The following is a 17,312-nucleotide window of genomic DNA, read 5'->3' as shown; positions in this document are numbered from 1 at the left end:
GTCGCTGTGAAAAATTTTTCGATAAAAATAACCCGAATCGCGATCACTTTGATTCTTGTGTTGCTGGGTATCGCCGCCGTATTCAAGGCTTGGGTGTTCTACACCGAGTCGCCGTGGACGCGTGACGCCAAATTCACCGCCGACGTGGTGGCGATCGCGCCGGACGTCAGCGGCCTGCTGACCGAAGTGCCGGTGGTGGACAACCAGCTGGTGAAGAAAGGCCAGGTGCTGTTCGTGGTCGACAGGCCGCGCTATGAGCAGGCGCTGGCGGAAGCCAGTGCAGATGTCGCCTACTATCAAACGCTGGCAGCGGAAAAACGGCGCGAGGCCGGCCGCCGCGTGAAGTTGGGCGTGCAGGCGATGTCGCAGGAAGAAATCGACCAGTCGAACAACTCGCTGCAGACCGTGCAACACCAGCTGGCGAAGGCCGTGGCGGCGCGCGAACTGGCGCAGCTGGATCTGGAGCGCACCACGGTGCGCGCCCCGTCCGATGGCTGGATCACTAACCTCAACGTACATGCCGGCGAGTACATCACTCGCGGGTCGGTGGCGGTGGCGCTGGTGAAAAAAGACTCCTTCTACATCCTGGCGTATCTGGAAGAAACCAAGCTGAACGGCCTGAATAAGGGCGATCGCGCGGAGATTACCCCGCTCGGCAGCAACCGCATCATGCACGGCACTGTCGACAGCGTGGCGGCGGCGGTGAACAACAGCAGCAGCACGGTCAACAGCAAAGGGCTGGCCTCGATCGACAGCAACCTGGAGTGGGTGCGCCTGGCGCAGCGCGTGCCGGTGAAGATCCTGCTGGACGCCAAGGACCAACAGCATCCGTACCCGGCCGGCACCACTGCCACCGTGGTGATCGTCGGCAAGAACGATCGCAATGCCGACAGCGGCTCGCCTTTTGTGCGCCTGATGCACCGGCTGCGTGAGTTCGGCTAATGAACAGCCCAACCTTTATCCGGCTGAGATTTGCCTTCAAACTCAGCTTCGCGATTGTGTTTGCGCTGTTCGTCGGTTTTCATCTCAACCTGGAAACCCCGCGCTGGTCGGCGATGACCGCCGCCATCGTCGCCGCCGGCCCGGCCTTTGCCGCCGGCGGTGAACCCTTCTCCGGCGCCATCCGCCACCGCGGCTGGCTGCGCATCATCGGCACCTTTATCGGCTGCTTCGTCGGCCTGATCATTATCATCACCACCGCCCGCGCGCCGGTGGTGATGCTGCTGCTGTGCTGCATCTGGGCCGGTTTCTGCACCTGGCTCTCTTCGCTGATCAAAGTCGAGAACTCCTATGCCTGGGGCTTGGCCGGTTATACCGCGCTGATCATCATCGTGACGGTCGCCACCAGCGAGGCCCATCTGCTGGAAGCGCCGCAGTTTGCCATCGAGCGTTGCAGCGAGATCGTGCTGGGGATCGTCAGCGCCGTATTGGCGGATCTGCTGTTTTCGCCGCGTTCGATCAAGCAGGACATCGATCGGGCGGTTGATCAGCTGTTGGTGGATCAATATCGCCTGATGCAAATGTGCATCAGCAACGCCGACAAAGAAGACATCGACCGCGCCTGGAGCAATTTGGTGAAGAGCACCACGGCCCTGGACGGCATGCGCAACAACCTGATGATGGAGTCCTCGCGCTGGCAGAAGGTCAACCGTCGGGTGAAGGCGCTGCATACCCTGTCGCTGACGTTGATCACCCAGGCCTGCGAAACCTACCTGATCCTGCTGAATCACCCGGAAGCGCTGCAAGCGAGCCTGCGGGAACAGCTGATGGTGCCGGCGGAAACCCCGCAGGAGATCCACAAGCGCATGAAGCTGTTGCGCCAGGTGCTGACCACGCATCGCTCCGATGAAACGCTGCCGACTCTCACCGGCTGGGTTGGCGCGGCGACGCGCTACCTGCTGCTGTCGAAGGGCGTACACACCAACGGCAGCATCAGCGCGGTGGAAGAAGGCGTGTTGAGCAATGAAACCGTGGTCAAGCCGACCTCGGCGGAAGGGCACCACGCGATGATCAACGGCCTGCGCACCTTTGTGGCGACGGCGTTCGGCAGCCTGCTGTGGCTGTGGACCGGCTGGACGTCCGGCAGCGGTTTTATGGTGATCATTGCGGTGATCACCTCGCTGGCGATGCGCACCCCGGCGCCGCGCATGGTGGCGATGGATTTCGTGCTGGGCATGCTGGCGGCGATCCCGGTCGGTTCCCTGTTCTTCATGGTGATCCTGCCGGCGACGCAGCAGAGCATTTTGCTGTTGTGCCTCAGCCTCGGCCTGCTGGCGTTTTTCATCGGTATCGAGGTGCAGAAGCGGCGGCTCGGTTCGCTGGGGCTGCTGGCGGGGACCATCAACATTCTGGTGCTGAGCAACCCGATGGAGTTCAACGTCACCCAGTTTCTCGACGGGGCGCTCGGCCAGTTCCTCGGCAGCTGCGTCGGTCTGATGGTGCTGCTGCTGATCCGCGACAATTCGCGCGAACGTACCGGCCGCACGTTGCTCAACCAGTTCGTCAGCAGCGCGGTGTCGGCGTTGACCACCAAGGCGGCGCGCCGTCGGCAGAACCACCTGCCTGCGTTGTATCAGCAGCTTAACCAGCTGCTGATGATGTTCCCGAACGACATCGCCAAGTACCGTCTGGCGCTGAACCTGATCATCGCCCACCAGCGCATGCAGCGGGCGGAGATTCCGGTCAGCGAAGAGCTGTCGGCCTTTCACCGCCAGATCCGCAGCACCGCCGATCGCGTGGTCTCGGCCAAGAACGACGTTAAGCGTGCCTATTACTACGATCGCTTGCTGGGTGAAATGAACGAGTACCAGCAGAAGCTGGTGGACAATCAGGCGCCGCTCAGCGTCACCGGGCCGGTGAAACGCCTGGCCGACATGCTGCATCGTTATCGTCATGCCTTGATCGATTGATGCGTTCCCTCCTGTTGCGCCGCGTTGTGCGGCGCCTTCCCTGACTATACTGAAAGCAGTGCCCGGCACGACGGGCCGTCTCATGTGAGGCGGCCCGTTTTCAGAGAGACTCCGAGTGCCAGAACGGCTGGAAAGTGGCATCATTGTCATGAATGGATGAAACCCTCGCCGCCGCGAAAACGTTACGTGCCGGTCATCTTAGTTTCATCCAGGTCGACTATATACCTAACTAGCCTGGGGGAGCTGCGGCGCCTTCGGCGGCATAATTTCAGGGAATGTCATGAACAAGCGGATTCTGTTGGCGATTGTCATCGCCGTGGTCATCGCCGTCTTCAGCGCGATGCGCGGCAACGAGCACCGTGCGCTCGGCGGCAACCCGGCGGTGGTGCCGGCGCCGGCGGGGCAGCAGCAGAGCATCGATCGGCTCACGCAGCAGCAAACGGTGGTGAGTTACCTGCAGCAGCATCAGCGGCTGCCGGATTATTACGTCACCAAGAAGCAGGCGCGCGAGCAGGGCTGGGATCCGCGTTCAGGCAACCTCTGTGCGGTATTGCCGGGCAAGGCGATTGGCGGCGATCGATTCTCTAATCGTGAAGGGCAATTGCCGACCGCCGGCGGCCGGGTCTGGCGCGAAGCGGACATCAATTACCAGTGTGGCCGGCGCGGCGCCGATCGCCTGCTGTATTCGAGCGACGGTCTGATCTTCGTCACGCGCGACCATTACAAAAACTTCATTCGTGTGGAGTGAGTTTGATGGCAAAAGTAGAGTTTGATTTTGAACAGATCCAGGATGTGCCGACCTTCTACCGCGATTTCGCGCACAAGTTTGCGCTGGACGAGGGGTTCGGCGCCAACCTCGACGCGCTGTGGGACGTGGTGACCGGCGATATCGGCCTGCCGGTGGAAATCGAATTCACCCACCTGAATGCCCGCAGCAAGCGTCGTTTCGGCGCGATCATTCTGCTGTTTGAAGAGGCGGAAGAAGAGCTGGAAGGCAGCCTGCGTTTCAATATCCGCGAAAGCAGCGGCGAACCGGCACATCACCGGGGATGAAACGGGTTCATCCCGGGATGGCGGCGGCGCTTAGTCAGCCGCTTCGGCCAGCTCGCGCAGGTATTGGAAGATCTGGCGGTAAGCCTTAGGCGGCTTATTGGCGGCCTTCTCTTTCTGCGCGTTGCGCACCAGTGAACGCAGCTGTTGGCGATCGGCGGCAGGGTACAGATCCAGGATTGACGGAATGACGTCATCGCCTTCTTCCACCAGGCGGTCGCGCAGCGCTTCCAGTTTATGGAACAGCGAAACCTGCTGGTTGTGGCGGTTTTTCAGCTTGTCGAGCGCGGTCTGGATCGGCTCGATATCGCGGGCGCGCAGCATTTTTCCGATCAGCTGTAGCTGACGGCGACGGCCCTCTTTTTTGATCTTCTGCGCCAGCTCGATGGCGGCACGCAAATCTTCGTCCAACGGAATGCGGTCCAGCGCGTTTTTGCCCAGATCGACCATTTCGGCCCCCAGGTCTTTCAGCGCTTCGGCATCACGTTTAATCTCACTTTTACTGACCCAGATAATCTCGTCATCGTCCTCGTTTTCATTCTCCGGGACATCGTCGAGCCAGTCTTCAGGCTGTTTGTTCATGGTAGGCTCCGTTAAAAAGAGGCTAATCCTAACAGGTTGCCGGCTTTATGCGAAATTCAACGCGGTTCCTGTTAGACTCAACGGCAGAGATCTCAGGATTTTTGCGCGCCGCCCCGCGTGCACAACTACGCCGCTCCGGCACTTTTCTCAACGATTTTCTGATTAATTATGGCAGATTGATGAAAGTAGTCACTCAAGTTGCAGAACAGCGCAAGGCGCTGGAACAGGCCGTCTCTCAGGCGCTGGAGCTGGCCCGCGCCGGTTCCGACGCGGCGGAAGTCGCGGTCACCAAATCGACCGGCATCAGCGTCAGTACCCGCTTCGGCGAGGTGGAAAACGTCGAGTTCAACAGCGATGGCGCGCTGGGCATCACCGTGTATCACCGTCAGCGCAAAGGCAGCGCCTCTTCCACCGATCTCAGCCCGGACGCCATCGCCCGCACCGTGCAGGCGGCGTTGGATATCGCGCGCTACACCTCTGAAGATCCTTACGCCGGCCCGGCGGAGAAAGATCTGCTGGCGTTCGAGGCGCCGGATCTCGATCTGTTCCACCCGATCGAACTGGACGCCGAACGCGGCATCGAGCTGGCGGCGCGTGCCGAGCAGGCCTCGCTGTCGGCGGACAAGCGCATCACCAACACCGAAGGCGGCAGCTTCAACAGCCACTATGGCATCAAGGTGTTCGGCAACAGCCACGGCATGTTGCAAAGCTACTGTTCCAGCCGCCACTCGCTGTCCAGCTGCGTCATTGCGGAGCAGGACGGCGATATGGAGCGAGATTACGCTTACACCATCGGCCGCGCGATGGGCGATCTGCAAAGCCCGGAGTGGGTGGGACAGGAGTGCGCCCGCCGCACGCTGGCGCGCCTCGCGCCGCGCAAACTGTCGACCATGAAGGCGCCGGTGCTGTTTGCCTCCGAGGTGGCCACCGGGCTGTTCGGCCATCTGGTGGGCGCCATCAGCGGCAGCAGCGTTTACCGCAAATCGACCTTCCTGCTGGACTCGCTCGGTAAGCAGATCCTGCCGGCGTGGCTGACCCTCGAGGAGCATCCGCACCTGCTGAAAGGGCTGGCGTCAACGCCGTTCGACAGTGAGGGCGTGCGCACCCAGCGGCGCGATATCGTCAAGGACGGCGTGCTGCAAACCTGGCTGATGACCAGCTACTCGGCGCGCAAGCTGGGCCTGCACAGCACCGGCCATGCCGGCGGCATCCATAACTGGCGTATTGCCGGGCAGGGCGCGGACTTCGCCGGCATGTTGAAACAGCTTGGCACCGGCCTGGTGGTTACCGAGCTGATGGGCCAGGGCGTGAGCGGCGTTACCGGCGATTACTCGCGCGGCGCCGCCGGCTTCTGGGTGGAAAACGGCGAGATCCAATATCCGGTCAGCGAGATCACCATCGCCGGCAACCTGAAAGACATGCTGCGCAACATCGTCAGCGTCGGCAGCGATATCGAAACTCGCAGCAATATCCAGTGCGGTTCGGTACTGCTGCCGGAAATGAAGATCGCCGGCCAGTGATCCGCTGCGCGGCCGGCGCCTGTCGGCCGCGCGTTATCCCGCCTCAACCTTGCTTACAAATCTCCGGTTTCGATTTTGCCCGGCCTTGCCTAAGGTAACGGTGGGTTAACTAAAACAATAACTGGAAGGTGAGCAAACATGCAGAATACCCTGAAAGCGCTGGCGGCGTTGTCGCTGCTGGCGGCCAGTTCGCTGGCGGCCGCCGCCGATCTGGGCGACGATATGGATACTCTGGCGGAAAACTACAAAACGGTGCTGAATACCGACTCCGCCGCTACCCTCAAACAGAGCCTGCAAAACATGCGCGCCGCCGCGCAGGACGCCAAACAGGGCACTCCGCCGAAGCTGGAGAGCAAAGCCGCCGACAGCCCGGAGATGAAAGATTTCCGCCATGGGCTGGATACCCTGATCGGTCAGATCGATCAGGTGCTGGCGCTGGCCAATCAGGGCAAAGTCGCCGAAGCGAAGCAGCTGGCGCAGGGGTTCAAACAGACCCGCGACGCCAACCACAAGAAATTCCGCTAACCCGTCAACCGTCGCGCCCGTCTTCCGTCAGATAGGAGGAGGGCGCCTGCCCAAGCACGCGGCGAAACATGGTTGAAAACGCCGCACTGCTGTCATATCCCATTTCCATCGCCACCTGCGTTATGCTGCGCCCTTCGGCCAGCAGCGCCAACGCCAACACCACGCAGGCGCGCTGGCGCCATTGCGAAAAAGGCATGCCGGTCTGCGCGCGAAAGAAGCGGCTGAAGGTGCGAATGCTCATGTACAGACGAGGGGCCCACTGCTGCGCGGAGTCATGGGCATCGGGGTGCTGCAAAAAGGCGCGGCACAGTTCGCCCAGCCGAGGATCGGCGGGCAGCGGAATGTGCAACGGCAAAGGTTGCAGCCGGGCCAGCTCGTGCAGCAGCAGCGCCGCCAACGCCCCGTCGCGCCCCTCTCGCTCGTACTCCAACGGCATATCCACCGCCGCCATCAACAGCTGGCGCATCAACGGGGTGACGCTGACCACCTGGCATACCTGCGGCTGTTCGGCGGGCAACGCACCCGGTTCGAGGTACAGGCTGCGGGTGGTGACGCCGACCATCCTCACCGCGTGCGGCATCTGCGGCGGCAGCCACACCGCGTGCTGCGGTGGAACGACCCAATTGCCTTGCTGTGTAAAAACATGCATGACGCCGGTGGCGCCGTACAACAACTGCGCGCGCCGGTGACTGTGCATCGGCAGCAGATGCCCCGGTGGGTAGTCGGTGCCGATGGCGATCACCGCGCGTGCTACGTGGTCGATGTCATCAATGCGGACGTTACGCATGTATCCCCTTTGGCGGGCAGATTGGCCGAAACGCAATGATAGTTGGCCCTTCATATAAAGCAAGCCAGTGGCCGTCGCCCTACTATCAGGGCAGAAAAATAACGCTTGTTCGGGGCGCCGCTATTTTATCGGTCAGGTCGCCCGTGCAAGTTTTCACACCGGGGTGGGACGAATGTTCTCGTTCTCTCAATACAAGAAGTTAATAAGGAATAAGGCGTCATTTTATTCCAACACCTGAAGCAATAGTTCTTAGCGCAGTTCAATGACTATAAGGTGATATTTCATGTATAAGTTCGGTGTGATTGGCGGCGGAGCCGCCGGGATCTCTTTTGCGTATAACTTTATAAAAAATAAGTCGGTTAATCATTGCAAAAGGCCGCTTTCCCTGAAAGTTTTCGACAAACAGGGCTTCAAGGGCGGTATGGCATACAGCAGCGATTTTGACAGCCATATATTAAATATGGCGCCGGAAAACATGTCGGCGGATATTTTTGACGATGCGCACTTTGTTGATTGGATCGCCATGCATTTCCCGCAGTTTTGCCGGGATCGTTATCCGCCACGCTGGCTGTATCGGGAATATCTCGATTTTATTCGCGACATGACGATGTATATGGCGGCGGGCAGTAACGTGACGCTGAATTTCGTGACCGCCGAAGTGAATGCCATCGCGCCGCACGAGGCCGGCTATCGGCTGACCACCGCCTGCGGCAGCGCCGAGCAGATGAACGCGCTGGTGCTGTGCTCAGGGCACAACCCGCCGGCATGTCTCTATCCGGTAGACGGGGTGATCGCTTATCAGGCCCACCAGGATCTGCCGCCGATCAACCCTTATTCGACCATCGGCGTGATTGGCTGCAGCCTGACGGCGATCGACGCCATCGTTGAACTGATGGAGCGTCTGGGAGCGACCGACATCTGTGCTGTGTCACGCTCGGGCCTGTTCCCCAGCGTGCAGCCGGCGCTGATGCGCCCGCCGCCGGAAGCGTTTGTGGAGGGGGTGCGGCGCTTTGTCGCCGGCAACGATTTCATTGACGCGCATCAGCTGGTGCATGCGATCAACGCCGCGTTGGCGCGCCACTATCCGGGGCCGGAGCGGTTGACGGTGCTCTCGGCGTTGGGGGAAAGGCGTGATTGCTACCGCGATCTGGCGGACAGCCTCGATCGCGCGCGTTTTGCCCGGGAGCATATCTGCAGCTATCTGGCGGCGATCCACCCGGCGGTGTGCGCCGCCTGGGTCAAGATGGATGCCAACAACCGGCAGGTCTTCATGCGCTTTTACAACTCCTCCTGGATGCGCAATCGGCACGCCATGCCGATCAAAAACGCCAACAAGATCGTGGCGGCGCTGGAGAGCCAACGCCTGCGCGCCTGCGGCGGCCTGGCGGATGTCAGCAAGGGAACAGACGGGTTTACTCTTCGTTGCCATGAGGCGCCGGTGCACGCGCAGTATCTGTTCAACTGCACCACGCCTTCCTATCAACTGCCGCCCAATCGCCTGAGCCAGCAGCTGCTGCAAGACGGGTTGGTGCAAGAGAACCTGTTCGGCGGCGTAAAGTGCAACCCGCACACGCTGAAAATTGCCGACCGGCGCGGCCGTGAGCAGCATCTCTACTCGCTCGGCGCGCCCGCCAAGGGCGATCTTTTTTACACCTCGGCGATGGAGTCCATCACGCGGGATATCAGCAAGATCGTGTTCAACAACCCTATTTTCAACGCAAAGAAGGCTGAAGTATGAAAAACGTAGCGCTCTTTGTCGGCAACGACATTTTCTCCTGGCTGGTGTGTCAGGATCTGATCGCCGCTCTGAAGGACGAGTGTGCCTTTACGGTGTATTTCCCCCTGGCGAAAAGCGCCGGGCGCACGCAGGAGCCGGCGGTTCGCCGCCTGGGGCTGTATGAGCGCGAAGTGCTGAACGATTTCGTGTTCCCGTTCGTAGGCCGCAACGCCGCCGCCTGCGAGGGCGCCTATCAGCCGCCGGCCCTGTTCTTGGCCGCCGCCGGGGTTAAAGCGCATCGTGTTCTCGATATCAATGACGCCGCGTTTATCAGCAGTCTGGAGCATATGGATGGGGTAATCTCCCTGCGCTGTTATCAGAAATTCTCCGCCGACTATGTGCGCGCCTTCAGCCGACGCGGCAAGCTGCTGTGGAACCTGCATCCGGGGGATTTACCGCGTTATCGCGGGGTGATGACACTGTTCCGCGCGATGATGAACGGTGACAGGGACTGTGCGGTGACGCTGCATGAAATGGATGAGCACTGGGACGCCGGCCCGGTGATCGCCCGTCTGTCCGCCGAGTTGCGTCACGATCTGTCGTTCCTGGAAAATATGATGCTGTTGGGCGTACAGAGCGGCGCTTTCCTGGCGCGTCAGCTGATGCGGGCAGAGCGCAGCGAAGCGATAGCGGCGGAAAAGCAGGGCGATTCGCGCTATTGGGGCTTCCCGGACGCGCAGACGCTGGCACGGGCGGAACAGGCGGGCATTGAACTGGTGGACCATGACGCCGTGCGCGAACAGTATCTGGAGCTGTTCGTCGGCGATCGCTTCCACTCGCTGGCGGGGCAGTTCTGTGCCGGGTTTGACGACTTCGTGCGGGCGCACGGTCATGATTGAGACGTTAATTGTGCTGGGTGCCGGTTTTCTGACCGGCATCACTACCATTCTGTTCGGCTTCGGCGGCGGCTTTGTGGTGGTGCCTTTCGTCTATCACCTGATCTCCGCGTCGGGCGAGCAGCCCGGCCAGGCGATGCATATTGCGGTGGCGACCTCGACGGCGGTGATGATCCTCAATGCGAGTTACGCGACGCTGACCAATTGGCGCAGCGGTAACCTGCTGCGAGAAACCATCGTGCCGCTAATCTTTTTTATCGGCATCGGCGCAGCGCTGGGCGCGTTCGCTTCCTCGCTGTTGGCGGACGGCGTGATCCGCGGGCTGTTTGTGGTTTATATGGCGGTGACCATCGCTGACTGCCTGTTCCGCCGGGGTTTCCTGATCAAACCGGCGCGCGCCGAACTGTCCCCCGTCACGCTGTGGGGCGGCGGGCCGCTGATCGGCGGCATCGCCACCCTGCTGGGGGTGGGCGGCAGCGTGATGACCGTGCCGCTGCTGCGCCGCCATGGCTACGACATGAAATATTGCGTCAGCGCCGCCAACCCGCTGTCGATCCCGGTGGCGGTGATCGGGGCGCTGATGTATATCGTGTTGGGGTGGCGCGAAATGAGCGGGCCGCAGTATTTGGGCTACGTCAATCTGAACATTCTGGGGTTGCTGGTGGTCGCGGGGATTGCGGGGATCGTGTTTGCCAGGCGTTGTTTGCCAAAGGTGAGCGATGCGCTGCATGCCAAAATCTACGTGCTGTTGCTGATCGCCGTGCTGATCGCTATCTGTATTTGAGACAGAAAGGGCGGCCGGATGCCGCCCTGAAAACCGCTTAACGGTGGTATTCGCCCGCCGCTTCCGGCTGGTACAGCAATTCCAGCACTTCAATCCGCGTTTCTTCACCGTTCGGCAATTGCCAGGAGATCTGCTTGCCGACGTGCATGCCGAGCAGCGCTGCGCCCAGCGGCGCCATCACCGACAGCTGATCGTGGCTGTCTTTCAGCGATGCCGGGTAAACCAGCGTGCGCACGTGCTCTTCATCGGTGTGCAGATCGCGAAAACGCACGCGGCTGTTCATGGTCACCACGTTGGCCGGCATTTTCTCCGGCGGCAGGATTTCCGCGCGATCCAACTCGTCGTTCAGCGCGGCGGCGACGTCGGTGTTGGCGAAGGCCGGTTGTTCCAATAGCGCATCCAGGCGTTCCGCATCCAGCTCATTAATAGTAATGATGGGTTTGGTCATTCCACTCTCCAGTCAAATCAAAGGGCGCCAGTCTTTGCGCCCATAAATTCGGAAAAACAACACAAAGCAACACCCCCGCGCCAGAGGAGCGGGGGTGTGGGTAATGTCGATTTGTCCCATTGATAGTAGGCGGTTGGGGCGAGAAAAGAAAGAGATCCCGATCACGAAGGCTTTTATCGTCAATCGTGGCAAAAGAAACGGTTAGCCCGGTTATGTTTTTGTTATCTCATCGACTTTTTCGCCGCAGTGTCGTTTTGCGAAATGGATCCCCGCGCGTCATTCGATTTCCACTTCGAACTGGAAAAAACCGGTCTACACAGAAAATCCTGCCGGGGGTAGGGTAAAGACATCACAGAAAGCGGCTTATTCAGGCGATGCGCTTTACGGCTTACTGATTAATGTAGGATCTAGGGGTACTGAAAAGTGAATGATGGATCTGCTTCGATAAAAGAAATTGAACAATCCGATGTCAGCGAAGCCGGAGCGATCACCGCTCGGGTGTTGGCGGATATTACCGCGATGCTGAATGCTGAAAATATTTATACCAATGCGGTGCAGCAACAGATGCTGGAATCGCATATTCGCGCCATGGTGCTGCGTTCAATAACCGGTGAGCCGTTGCCGGAGGTGGATAAATCGTTGTTCGACGAAATCTCTGCCGAATCCATGCAAATGGCGGAGCGCGTGGTGAATCAGTTTGGCACATTGCCTATCGAAGAAGCTTATTTGCTGTCAGTGCACTTCGAAGTGGCGAAAGATAATAACGCATAGCGGTTAACGCATCGATTTCAATCAGGAGAATATACCATGGGTCAAATTACCGTAGTGATCGGCGATCGTTTGGGCAAAGGGCAAAAAGTTGGCCAAGGCGTTGAAAGCGCAGGCGGAAAAGCGGTGGTTATCCCCGGCGTCGCGGCGGACATGAAGCTGGGCGACGTCATGAAAGCGGAAAACGCGCAGCTGGGCATCTCTTTTTGCGGCAGCGGCGGTGCCGGCGCGATTACCGCGCAAACCAAACACGGCTACAAGGCTAAATACGGCATGCGGTCGGTGGAAGAGGGCGTAACGGCAATTAACGAAGGCTACAACGTGCTGGGCTTCGGTTTTATGGATAAAGAAGAGCTGGGCCAGAAACTGGTGGAAGCCTACGTCAAAAAACATGGCAATCCATAATGAAAGAGCAATATACCACATCGGTAAAGGTGGAGGGTAAAGGCGACAGCAAAGCGAAAGCTTTTGCTTCCGCCTTGGCTAATGTGCAGGGCGCGGTATTAAAGTCCACCAATAATATTCTGCTGCGTATCGAGCCGCAGGACGTCAACGTAGTGAAAGCGGAAGAGAAAATAACTAAAGAGAAATTTCTTTTCTTCTTTTTGCCGCGTGAAAGAAAGAGCTATGCCGTTTCTCTGGAAATAACCGTGAACGTAACCATTATCAATACCGAGAAGGTTGTCTTCGTCACGAAATAAAAACGTTAGCATAAATGAAAGGGTATACTGATGTTTTTAATCATCTTATTTAAATCGATTATTATCGGTGGGCTGGTGGGGGTCGGCGTAGGGGCCGGTGCCGCACGCATGTTCCACGCACCGACAACACAGGGCATGGGGGCGTTTCGCACCCTGGGCGAGCTGAATTCCTGCGAGGGCGATCCGGCTTCCCACTTCTCATTCGGTCTGGGCTTTTTCTTCAACGCCTGGGCGTCTTCCGTGGCGGCGGGCTCCTTCACGCAGGACGTCGATCACCGCATCATCCCGCACTGGGGCGCGGCGGCCCTGATGGTCAAGAATCGCAATCTGGCGCAAACGCTGCACGATCCGAAAAAAATGGCTATTGCCTGCGGCATCATCGGCATGCTGGTGGTGGCGTTCCTCAATACCACCGCTTCCGCCGTGCCTGCCGCGCTGCAGGTCACCGCGATCAAGGTGCTGGTGCCGGCGGCCAACCTGCTGGTGAACACCGTGATGCCGGTGATCTTCTGGCTGGCGGCGATCGACGCCGGGCGCCGTTCCGGCTTCTGGGGCACCATCTTTGGCGGCCTGGCGCAGCTGATCATGGGCAACGCCGTACCGGGCCTGGTGCTGGGCATTCTGATCGGCAAAGGGGTGGAAGAGAGCGGCTGGAACAAGATCACCAAGATCATGATGGCCGTGATCGTGCTGCTGTTCGTGCTGAGCGGCTTCTTCCGCGGCTTCGACATGAAAGTTCTCGAGTCCTTCAGCCTCGGCGTGCCAGGCTGGCTGGACGCCATTCACAACACCCTGAGCGGTAAATAAGGAGCGGGATGATGGAAGAGCAAACCCAAAAAGGCTTCTGGTACGCCGACTGGTCATTCCCGATTTTTGTTGGCCTGCTGTCCTCCGGCGTGTTCGCCGGGACACACATGTATTACCTGTACGGCATCGGCGCCTTTAACGAAGTGGCGTTCGTTTCCATGCTGCGGGCGGGGATGGACACCGGCGTGTACGGTGCAGTGGCGGCGTTCGGCGCCAGCTTCCTGTTCGCGCGCATCATCGAAGGCTCGCTGGTGGGCATCCTGGATATCGGCGGCGCGATCCAGACCGGCGTCGGGCTGGGCGTGCCGGCGCTGCTGCTGGGGGCCGGCATCGTGTTCCCGGTCGCCAACTTCGCCGCTTCGCTGGCCACCGGCCTGATCATCGGCCTGGCGATCGGTTACGTGATCATCCTGGCGCGCAAATTCACCATCAATCAGAGCAACTCCACCTACGGGGCGGACGTGATGATGGGCGCGGGCAACTCGTCGGGCCGCTTCCTCGGGCCGTTGATCATCCTGTCGGCGATGACCGCCTCGATCCCGATCGGCATCGGCTCGCTGCTCGGCGCGCTGCTGTTCTATATCTGGGGTAAACCGATCACCGGCGGAGCGATCCTCGGCGCGATGATCCTGGGGGCGATCTTCCCGGTAGCCATTTCTTAAGAGGCCTGCGCCAGGCGCCGTCCGATGCTGCGGCGGCGCCCGGGCTAACAGGAGCAATGCGGTATGTATGACTTAGTAATCAGAGGCGCCAGACTGGCGGACGACACGCTGATCGATCTGGCGGTCAAAGACGGCAAAATAGCCTCGGTCGGGCGGTTGGCGGCGGACGTCAGCGCCGCTCGCCAACTGGATCTGGCGGGCAACTGCCGCCTGAGCGCCGGTTGGATCGATGCGCACGTGCACTGCTATCCCGACTCGCCGATTTACCATGACGAGCCCGATCGGGTCGGCGTCGCCAGCGGCGTCACCAGCGTGGTCGACGCCGGCAGCACCGGCGCCGACGATATCGACGCCTTTTATCAGCTGACGCGCAGCGCCAAAACCAACGTGTTCGCCTTCCTCAACATCTCGCGCATCGGCCTGCTGCGGCAGAACGAGCTGGCGGAGTTGACGGACATCGACAAGCGCGAGGCCGGCCAGGCCATCGCCAACCACCCTGGCTTCATCATCGGCATCAAGGCGCGCATGAGCAGCAGCGTGGTGGGCAAGAACGGCACCCGGCCGCTGGTGTTGGCCAAAGAGATCCAGCGGGAAAACCGCCAGCTGCCGCTGATGGTGCATATCGGCAACAACCCGCCGGATCTGGACGAGATCGCCGATCTGCTGACCCGTGGCGATATCATCACCCACTGCTACAACGGCAAACCGAACCGCATTCTGACGCCGGCAGGCACGCTGCGCGAGTCGATCCAGCGCGCGCTGCGGCGCGGCGTGTTGCTCGACGTGGGGCACGGCACCGCCAGCTTCAGCTTCGAGGTGGCACGCCAGGCGATCAAGCTGGGCATTTTGCCGCACACCATCAGCTCCGATATTTACTGCCGCAACCGCATGAACGGGCCGGTGCACAGCCTGGCGACGGTGATGTCCAAATTCTTCAGCGTCGGCCTGACGCTGCCGCAGGTGATCGCCTGCGTGACGGAGAACGCCGCGTCGGCGCTGCAGCTGAGCGGCAAAGGGCGGTTGGAGCCGGGCTATGACGCCGATTTCACGCTGTTTGAACTGCGCCGCGAACCGCAGGTGTTCGCCGACGCCGAAGGGCAAACCGCCGAGGGCGAACAGCTGTTGGTGCCGCTGGCCGCGGTGGTGGCCGGGGAAATCCTATTAACCGAACAAGGGGAGGCAGCCCATGTCTTCGATTTATGAAAAATACGGTTTGAAGCAGGTGATCAACACCTCCGGCCGCATGACCATTCTCGGCGTTTCCACGCCGCGCCAGGACGTGATTGACGCCGTTGACTACGGTCTGAATCACTATTTCGAAATCAAGGATCTGGTCAACAAGACCGGTGCCTACATCGCCGATCTGCTCAACGTGGAGGACGCGGTGATCGTTTCCTGCGCCTCGGCGGGCATCGCCCAGTCGGTGGCGGCAGCGATCGTCAAAGATAACGCCAATCTGCTGGTGAACCTGCACTCGGCGCCGATCGCCGTGCCGCGCGAGATCGTGTTGCCGCGCGGTCACAACGTCAACTTCGGCGCGCCGGTGGACACCATGGTGGCGCTGGGCGGCGGCAAGGTGGTGGAGGCCGGCTACGCCAACGAATGTTCGCCGGAGCAGATTGAAGCCTGCATCACGCCGCAGACGGCTGCGATCCTGTACGTCAAATCGCACCACTGCGTGCAGAAAAGCATTTTGTCCGTCGAACAGGCGGCGGTAGTGGCACGCAAGCATAACCTGCCGCTGATCGTCGACGCCGCGGCGGAAGAAGATCTGATGTGTTACTACCAGATGGGGGCCGATCTGGTGATCTACAGCGGCGCCAAAGCCATCGAGGGGCCGACCAGCGGCCTGGTTGTCGGCAAGAAACAGTACGTCGAGTGGGTGAAGCTGCAGTCCGGCGGCATCGGCCGGGCGATGAAGGTCGGCAAAGAGGGCATTCTCGGCCTGACGCAGGCGATTGAAAGCTATCTGACGCTTGAGAAAACCACCGGGCAACAGATGGTGGAGCGGATGACGCCGTTCCTCGACAGCCTCAACACCCTGACCGGCGTCAGCGCCAAGACTGTCTGGGACAGCGCCGGCCGCGATATCGCCCGCGCCGAGATCACCTTCGACGAGGCGGTGCTGGGGCGGTCGACCTATGACATCGTCCAGGCGCTGAAAACCGGCGATATCGCCATCTATTTCCGCGGCTACAAGGCCAACGAGGGCAAGATTGAGGTCGACGTACGCAGCGTCGACGAGCAACAGCTGATGGCCGTCTTTACCTGTATCAAAAACCTGTTTACGGAGAAACAAGCATGAAGCTGCAGCCTAACTATTATCGCGATCGCGTCTGCCTGAACGTGCTGGCCGGCTCCAAAGCCAACGCGCAGGAGATCTACGCCGCGGCGGAAGGCCATGTGCTGGTGGGCGTGCTCTCCAAGAACTACCCGGACGTCGACAGCGCGGTGACCGATATGCTGCGCTATGCGCGCCTGATCGACAACGCGCTCTCGGTCGGCCTGGGCGCCGGCGATCCGAAGCAGTCGGCGATGGTCAGCCTGATTGCTCAGCAGGTGCAGCCGCAGCACGTTAACCAGGTGTTTACCGGCGTCGGCGCCAGCCGCGCGCTGCTGGGCCAGAACGACAGCGTGGTCAACGGCCTGGTGTCGCCGACCGGCCGCGTCGGCTGGGTGAAGATTTCTACCGGCCCATTGAGCGCCGCAGCGCCTGATGGCATCGTGCCGGTGGAAACCGCCATCGCTTTGCTGAAGGACATGGGCGGCAGCTCGATCAAGTATTTCCCGATGGGCGGCCTGAAATGCAAGGACGAATACCAGTACGTAGCCAAGGCCTGCGCCGAGCATGACTTTATGTTGGAGCCGACCGGCGGCATCGATCTGGAGAACTACGAGCCGATCGTCGAGATCGCGCTGGCGGCCGGCGTGAAACGCGTGATCCCGCATATCTACAGCTCGATCATCGACGCCGCCAGCGGCGACACGCGTCCGCAGGACGTGAAAACCCTGCTGGCGATGACCAAAAAGCTGGTGGGCTGAACGCGCAATGGGATGAGGTATGCCCTAAATAATTGGAGTTGCTTCCCGGCGGCAAGAGCATGAGTCCCCAGGAGCTTACTTAAGTAAGTGACTGGGGGAGTGCCTGCAGCCAAC

General features: G+C 60.3%; 20 protein-coding genes. 17 read left to right on the top strand and 3 right to left on the bottom strand.

Going from position 1 to position 17,312, the window contains the following annotated elements; all coding sequences use genetic code 11:
- The first annotated feature begins 6 nt into the window (after positions 1–6).
- From aaeA to EGY12_RS04785, 4 genes are all read left to right on the top strand, one after another.
- Positions 7–942, top strand: a complete 936-nt coding sequence (gene aaeA / locus EGY12_RS04800) for a p-hydroxybenzoic acid efflux pump subunit AaeA (RefSeq protein WP_123892736.1) — start codon at positions 7–9, stop codon at positions 940–942.
- Positions 942–2,909, top strand: coding sequence for a p-hydroxybenzoic acid efflux pump subunit AaeB (gene aaeB, locus EGY12_RS04795; protein WP_064290501.1), 1,968 nt, complete (start codon positions 942–944; stop codon positions 2,907–2,909). The genes aaeA and aaeB overlap by 1 nt, the downstream gene beginning before the upstream one ends.
- 280 nt (positions 2,910–3,189) lie before the next feature.
- Positions 3,190–3,657: a ribonuclease gene (locus EGY12_RS04790; RefSeq protein ID WP_123892735.1), complete on the top strand. Its 468-nt coding sequence runs from the start codon at positions 3,190–3,192 to the stop codon at positions 3,655–3,657.
- 5 nt (positions 3,658–3,662) lie between these two features.
- Positions 3,663–3,962: a barstar family protein gene (locus tag EGY12_RS04785; RefSeq protein ID WP_004936963.1), complete on the top strand. Its 300-nt coding sequence runs from the start codon at positions 3,663–3,665 to the stop codon at positions 3,960–3,962.
- A 30-nt stretch (positions 3,963–3,992) separates the two neighbouring features.
- On the opposite strand, the gene yjgA is transcribed toward EGY12_RS04785, so the two are convergent.
- On the bottom strand, positions 3,993–4,541 hold the full coding sequence (gene yjgA, locus EGY12_RS04780) for a ribosome biogenesis factor YjgA (protein ID WP_004936968.1): 549 nt from the start codon (positions 4,539–4,541) through the stop codon (positions 3,993–3,995).
- Positions 4,542–4,720: 179 nt separating this feature from the next.
- Between yjgA and pmbA the strand changes: the two genes are divergently transcribed.
- Both pmbA and cybC read left to right on the top strand, forming a co-directional pair.
- A complete protein-coding gene (gene pmbA / locus EGY12_RS04775) occupies positions 4,721–6,061 on the top strand; it encodes a metalloprotease PmbA (RefSeq protein ID WP_123892734.1) in 1,341 nt (446 codons plus the stop codon).
- Positions 6,062–6,199: 138 nt separating this feature from the next.
- A complete protein-coding gene (gene cybC / locus EGY12_RS04770; protein ID WP_123892733.1) occupies positions 6,200–6,586 on the top strand; it encodes a cytochrome b562 in 387 nt (128 codons plus the stop codon).
- 4 nt (positions 6,587–6,590) lie between these two features.
- Here the strand turns inward: cybC and EGY12_RS04765 are convergent, their stop codons facing one another.
- Complete coding sequence (locus tag EGY12_RS04765) at positions 6,591–7,373, bottom strand: helix-turn-helix domain-containing protein (RefSeq protein ID WP_123892732.1); 783 nt, start codon at positions 7,371–7,373, stop codon at positions 6,591–6,593.
- 283 nt (positions 7,374–7,656) lie between these two features.
- Between EGY12_RS04765 and EGY12_RS04760 the strand changes: the two genes are divergently transcribed.
- The 3 genes from EGY12_RS04760 to EGY12_RS04750 are packed head-to-tail and all read left to right on the top strand — an operon-like array spanning position 7,657 to position 10,770.
- Complete coding sequence (locus tag EGY12_RS04760) at positions 7,657–9,111, top strand: FAD/NAD(P)-binding protein (RefSeq protein ID WP_123892731.1); 1,455 nt, start codon at positions 7,657–7,659, stop codon at positions 9,109–9,111.
- Positions 9,108–9,989, top strand: a complete 882-nt coding sequence (locus EGY12_RS04755) for a formyltransferase family protein (protein WP_123892730.1) — start codon at positions 9,108–9,110, stop codon at positions 9,987–9,989. The genes EGY12_RS04760 and EGY12_RS04755 overlap by 4 nt, the downstream gene beginning before the upstream one ends.
- Positions 9,982–10,770, top strand: coding sequence for a sulfite exporter TauE/SafE family protein (locus tag EGY12_RS04750; RefSeq protein WP_123892729.1), 789 nt, complete (start codon positions 9,982–9,984; stop codon positions 10,768–10,770). Before EGY12_RS04755 ends, EGY12_RS04750 begins: the two co-directional genes overlap by 8 nt.
- Before the next feature lie 37 nt (positions 10,771–10,807).
- Here the strand turns inward: EGY12_RS04750 and rnk are convergent, their stop codons facing one another.
- Positions 10,808–11,218, bottom strand: a complete 411-nt coding sequence (gene rnk, locus EGY12_RS04745) for a nucleoside diphosphate kinase regulator (RefSeq protein WP_123892728.1) — start codon at positions 11,216–11,218, stop codon at positions 10,808–10,810.
- A gap of 423 nt (positions 11,219–11,641) precedes the next feature.
- On the opposite strand from rnk, the gene EGY12_RS04740 reads away from it, so the two are divergent.
- The 8 genes from EGY12_RS04740 to EGY12_RS04705 all read left to right on the top strand — a co-directional run bounded on the left by EGY12_RS04740 (position 11,642) and on the right by EGY12_RS04705 (position 17,198).
- Positions 11,642–11,989: a glycine dehydrogenase gene (locus EGY12_RS04740; protein ID WP_063988592.1), complete on the top strand. Its 348-nt coding sequence runs from the start codon at positions 11,642–11,644 to the stop codon at positions 11,987–11,989.
- Between the two features lie 36 nt (positions 11,990–12,025).
- Positions 12,026–12,391 carry a glycine-rich SFCGS family protein gene (locus tag EGY12_RS04735; protein WP_019453148.1) on the top strand — a complete coding sequence of 122 codons (366 nt, stop codon included), beginning with the start codon at positions 12,026–12,028 and terminating at the stop codon, positions 12,389–12,391.
- The gene (locus EGY12_RS04730) at positions 12,391–12,687 is read left to right on the top strand and encodes a DUF4312 family protein (RefSeq protein WP_123892727.1); all 297 of its coding nucleotides are present in this window, start codon (positions 12,391–12,393) and stop codon (positions 12,685–12,687) included. Before EGY12_RS04735 ends, EGY12_RS04730 begins: the two co-directional genes overlap by 1 nt.
- Positions 12,688–12,717: 30 nt before the next feature.
- Entirely contained in the window at positions 12,718–13,494 is a 777-nt protein-coding gene (locus EGY12_RS04725; RefSeq protein WP_004937006.1) for a DUF4311 domain-containing protein, read from the top strand.
- Between the two features lie 11 nt (positions 13,495–13,505).
- Positions 13,506–14,156: a DUF4310 family protein gene (locus EGY12_RS04720; protein ID WP_004937013.1), complete on the top strand. Its 651-nt coding sequence runs from the start codon at positions 13,506–13,508 to the stop codon at positions 14,154–14,156.
- Between the two features lie 63 nt (positions 14,157–14,219).
- Complete coding sequence (locus EGY12_RS04715; protein ID WP_123892726.1) at positions 14,220–15,359, top strand: amidohydrolase/deacetylase family metallohydrolase; 1,140 nt, start codon at positions 14,220–14,222, stop codon at positions 15,357–15,359.
- Positions 15,343–16,461, top strand: coding sequence for a DgaE family pyridoxal phosphate-dependent ammonia lyase (locus tag EGY12_RS04710; protein WP_123892725.1), 1,119 nt, complete (start codon positions 15,343–15,345; stop codon positions 16,459–16,461). Before EGY12_RS04715 ends, EGY12_RS04710 begins: the two co-directional genes overlap by 17 nt.
- Positions 16,458–17,198 carry a KDGP aldolase family protein gene (locus EGY12_RS04705; RefSeq protein ID WP_123892724.1) on the top strand — a complete coding sequence of 247 codons (741 nt, stop codon included), beginning with the start codon at positions 16,458–16,460 and terminating at the stop codon, positions 17,196–17,198. The genes EGY12_RS04710 and EGY12_RS04705 overlap by 4 nt, the downstream gene beginning before the upstream one ends.
- The last annotated feature ends 114 nt before the right edge of the window (positions 17,199–17,312 follow it).

This window comes from Serratia sp. FDAARGOS_506 (assembly GCF_003812745.1).
GTDB lineage: Bacteria > Pseudomonadota > Gammaproteobacteria > Enterobacterales > Enterobacteriaceae > Serratia.
The sequence above is the reverse complement of the archived record's forward strand: the minus strand, read 5'-3'. Positions and strand labels throughout refer to the sequence as shown.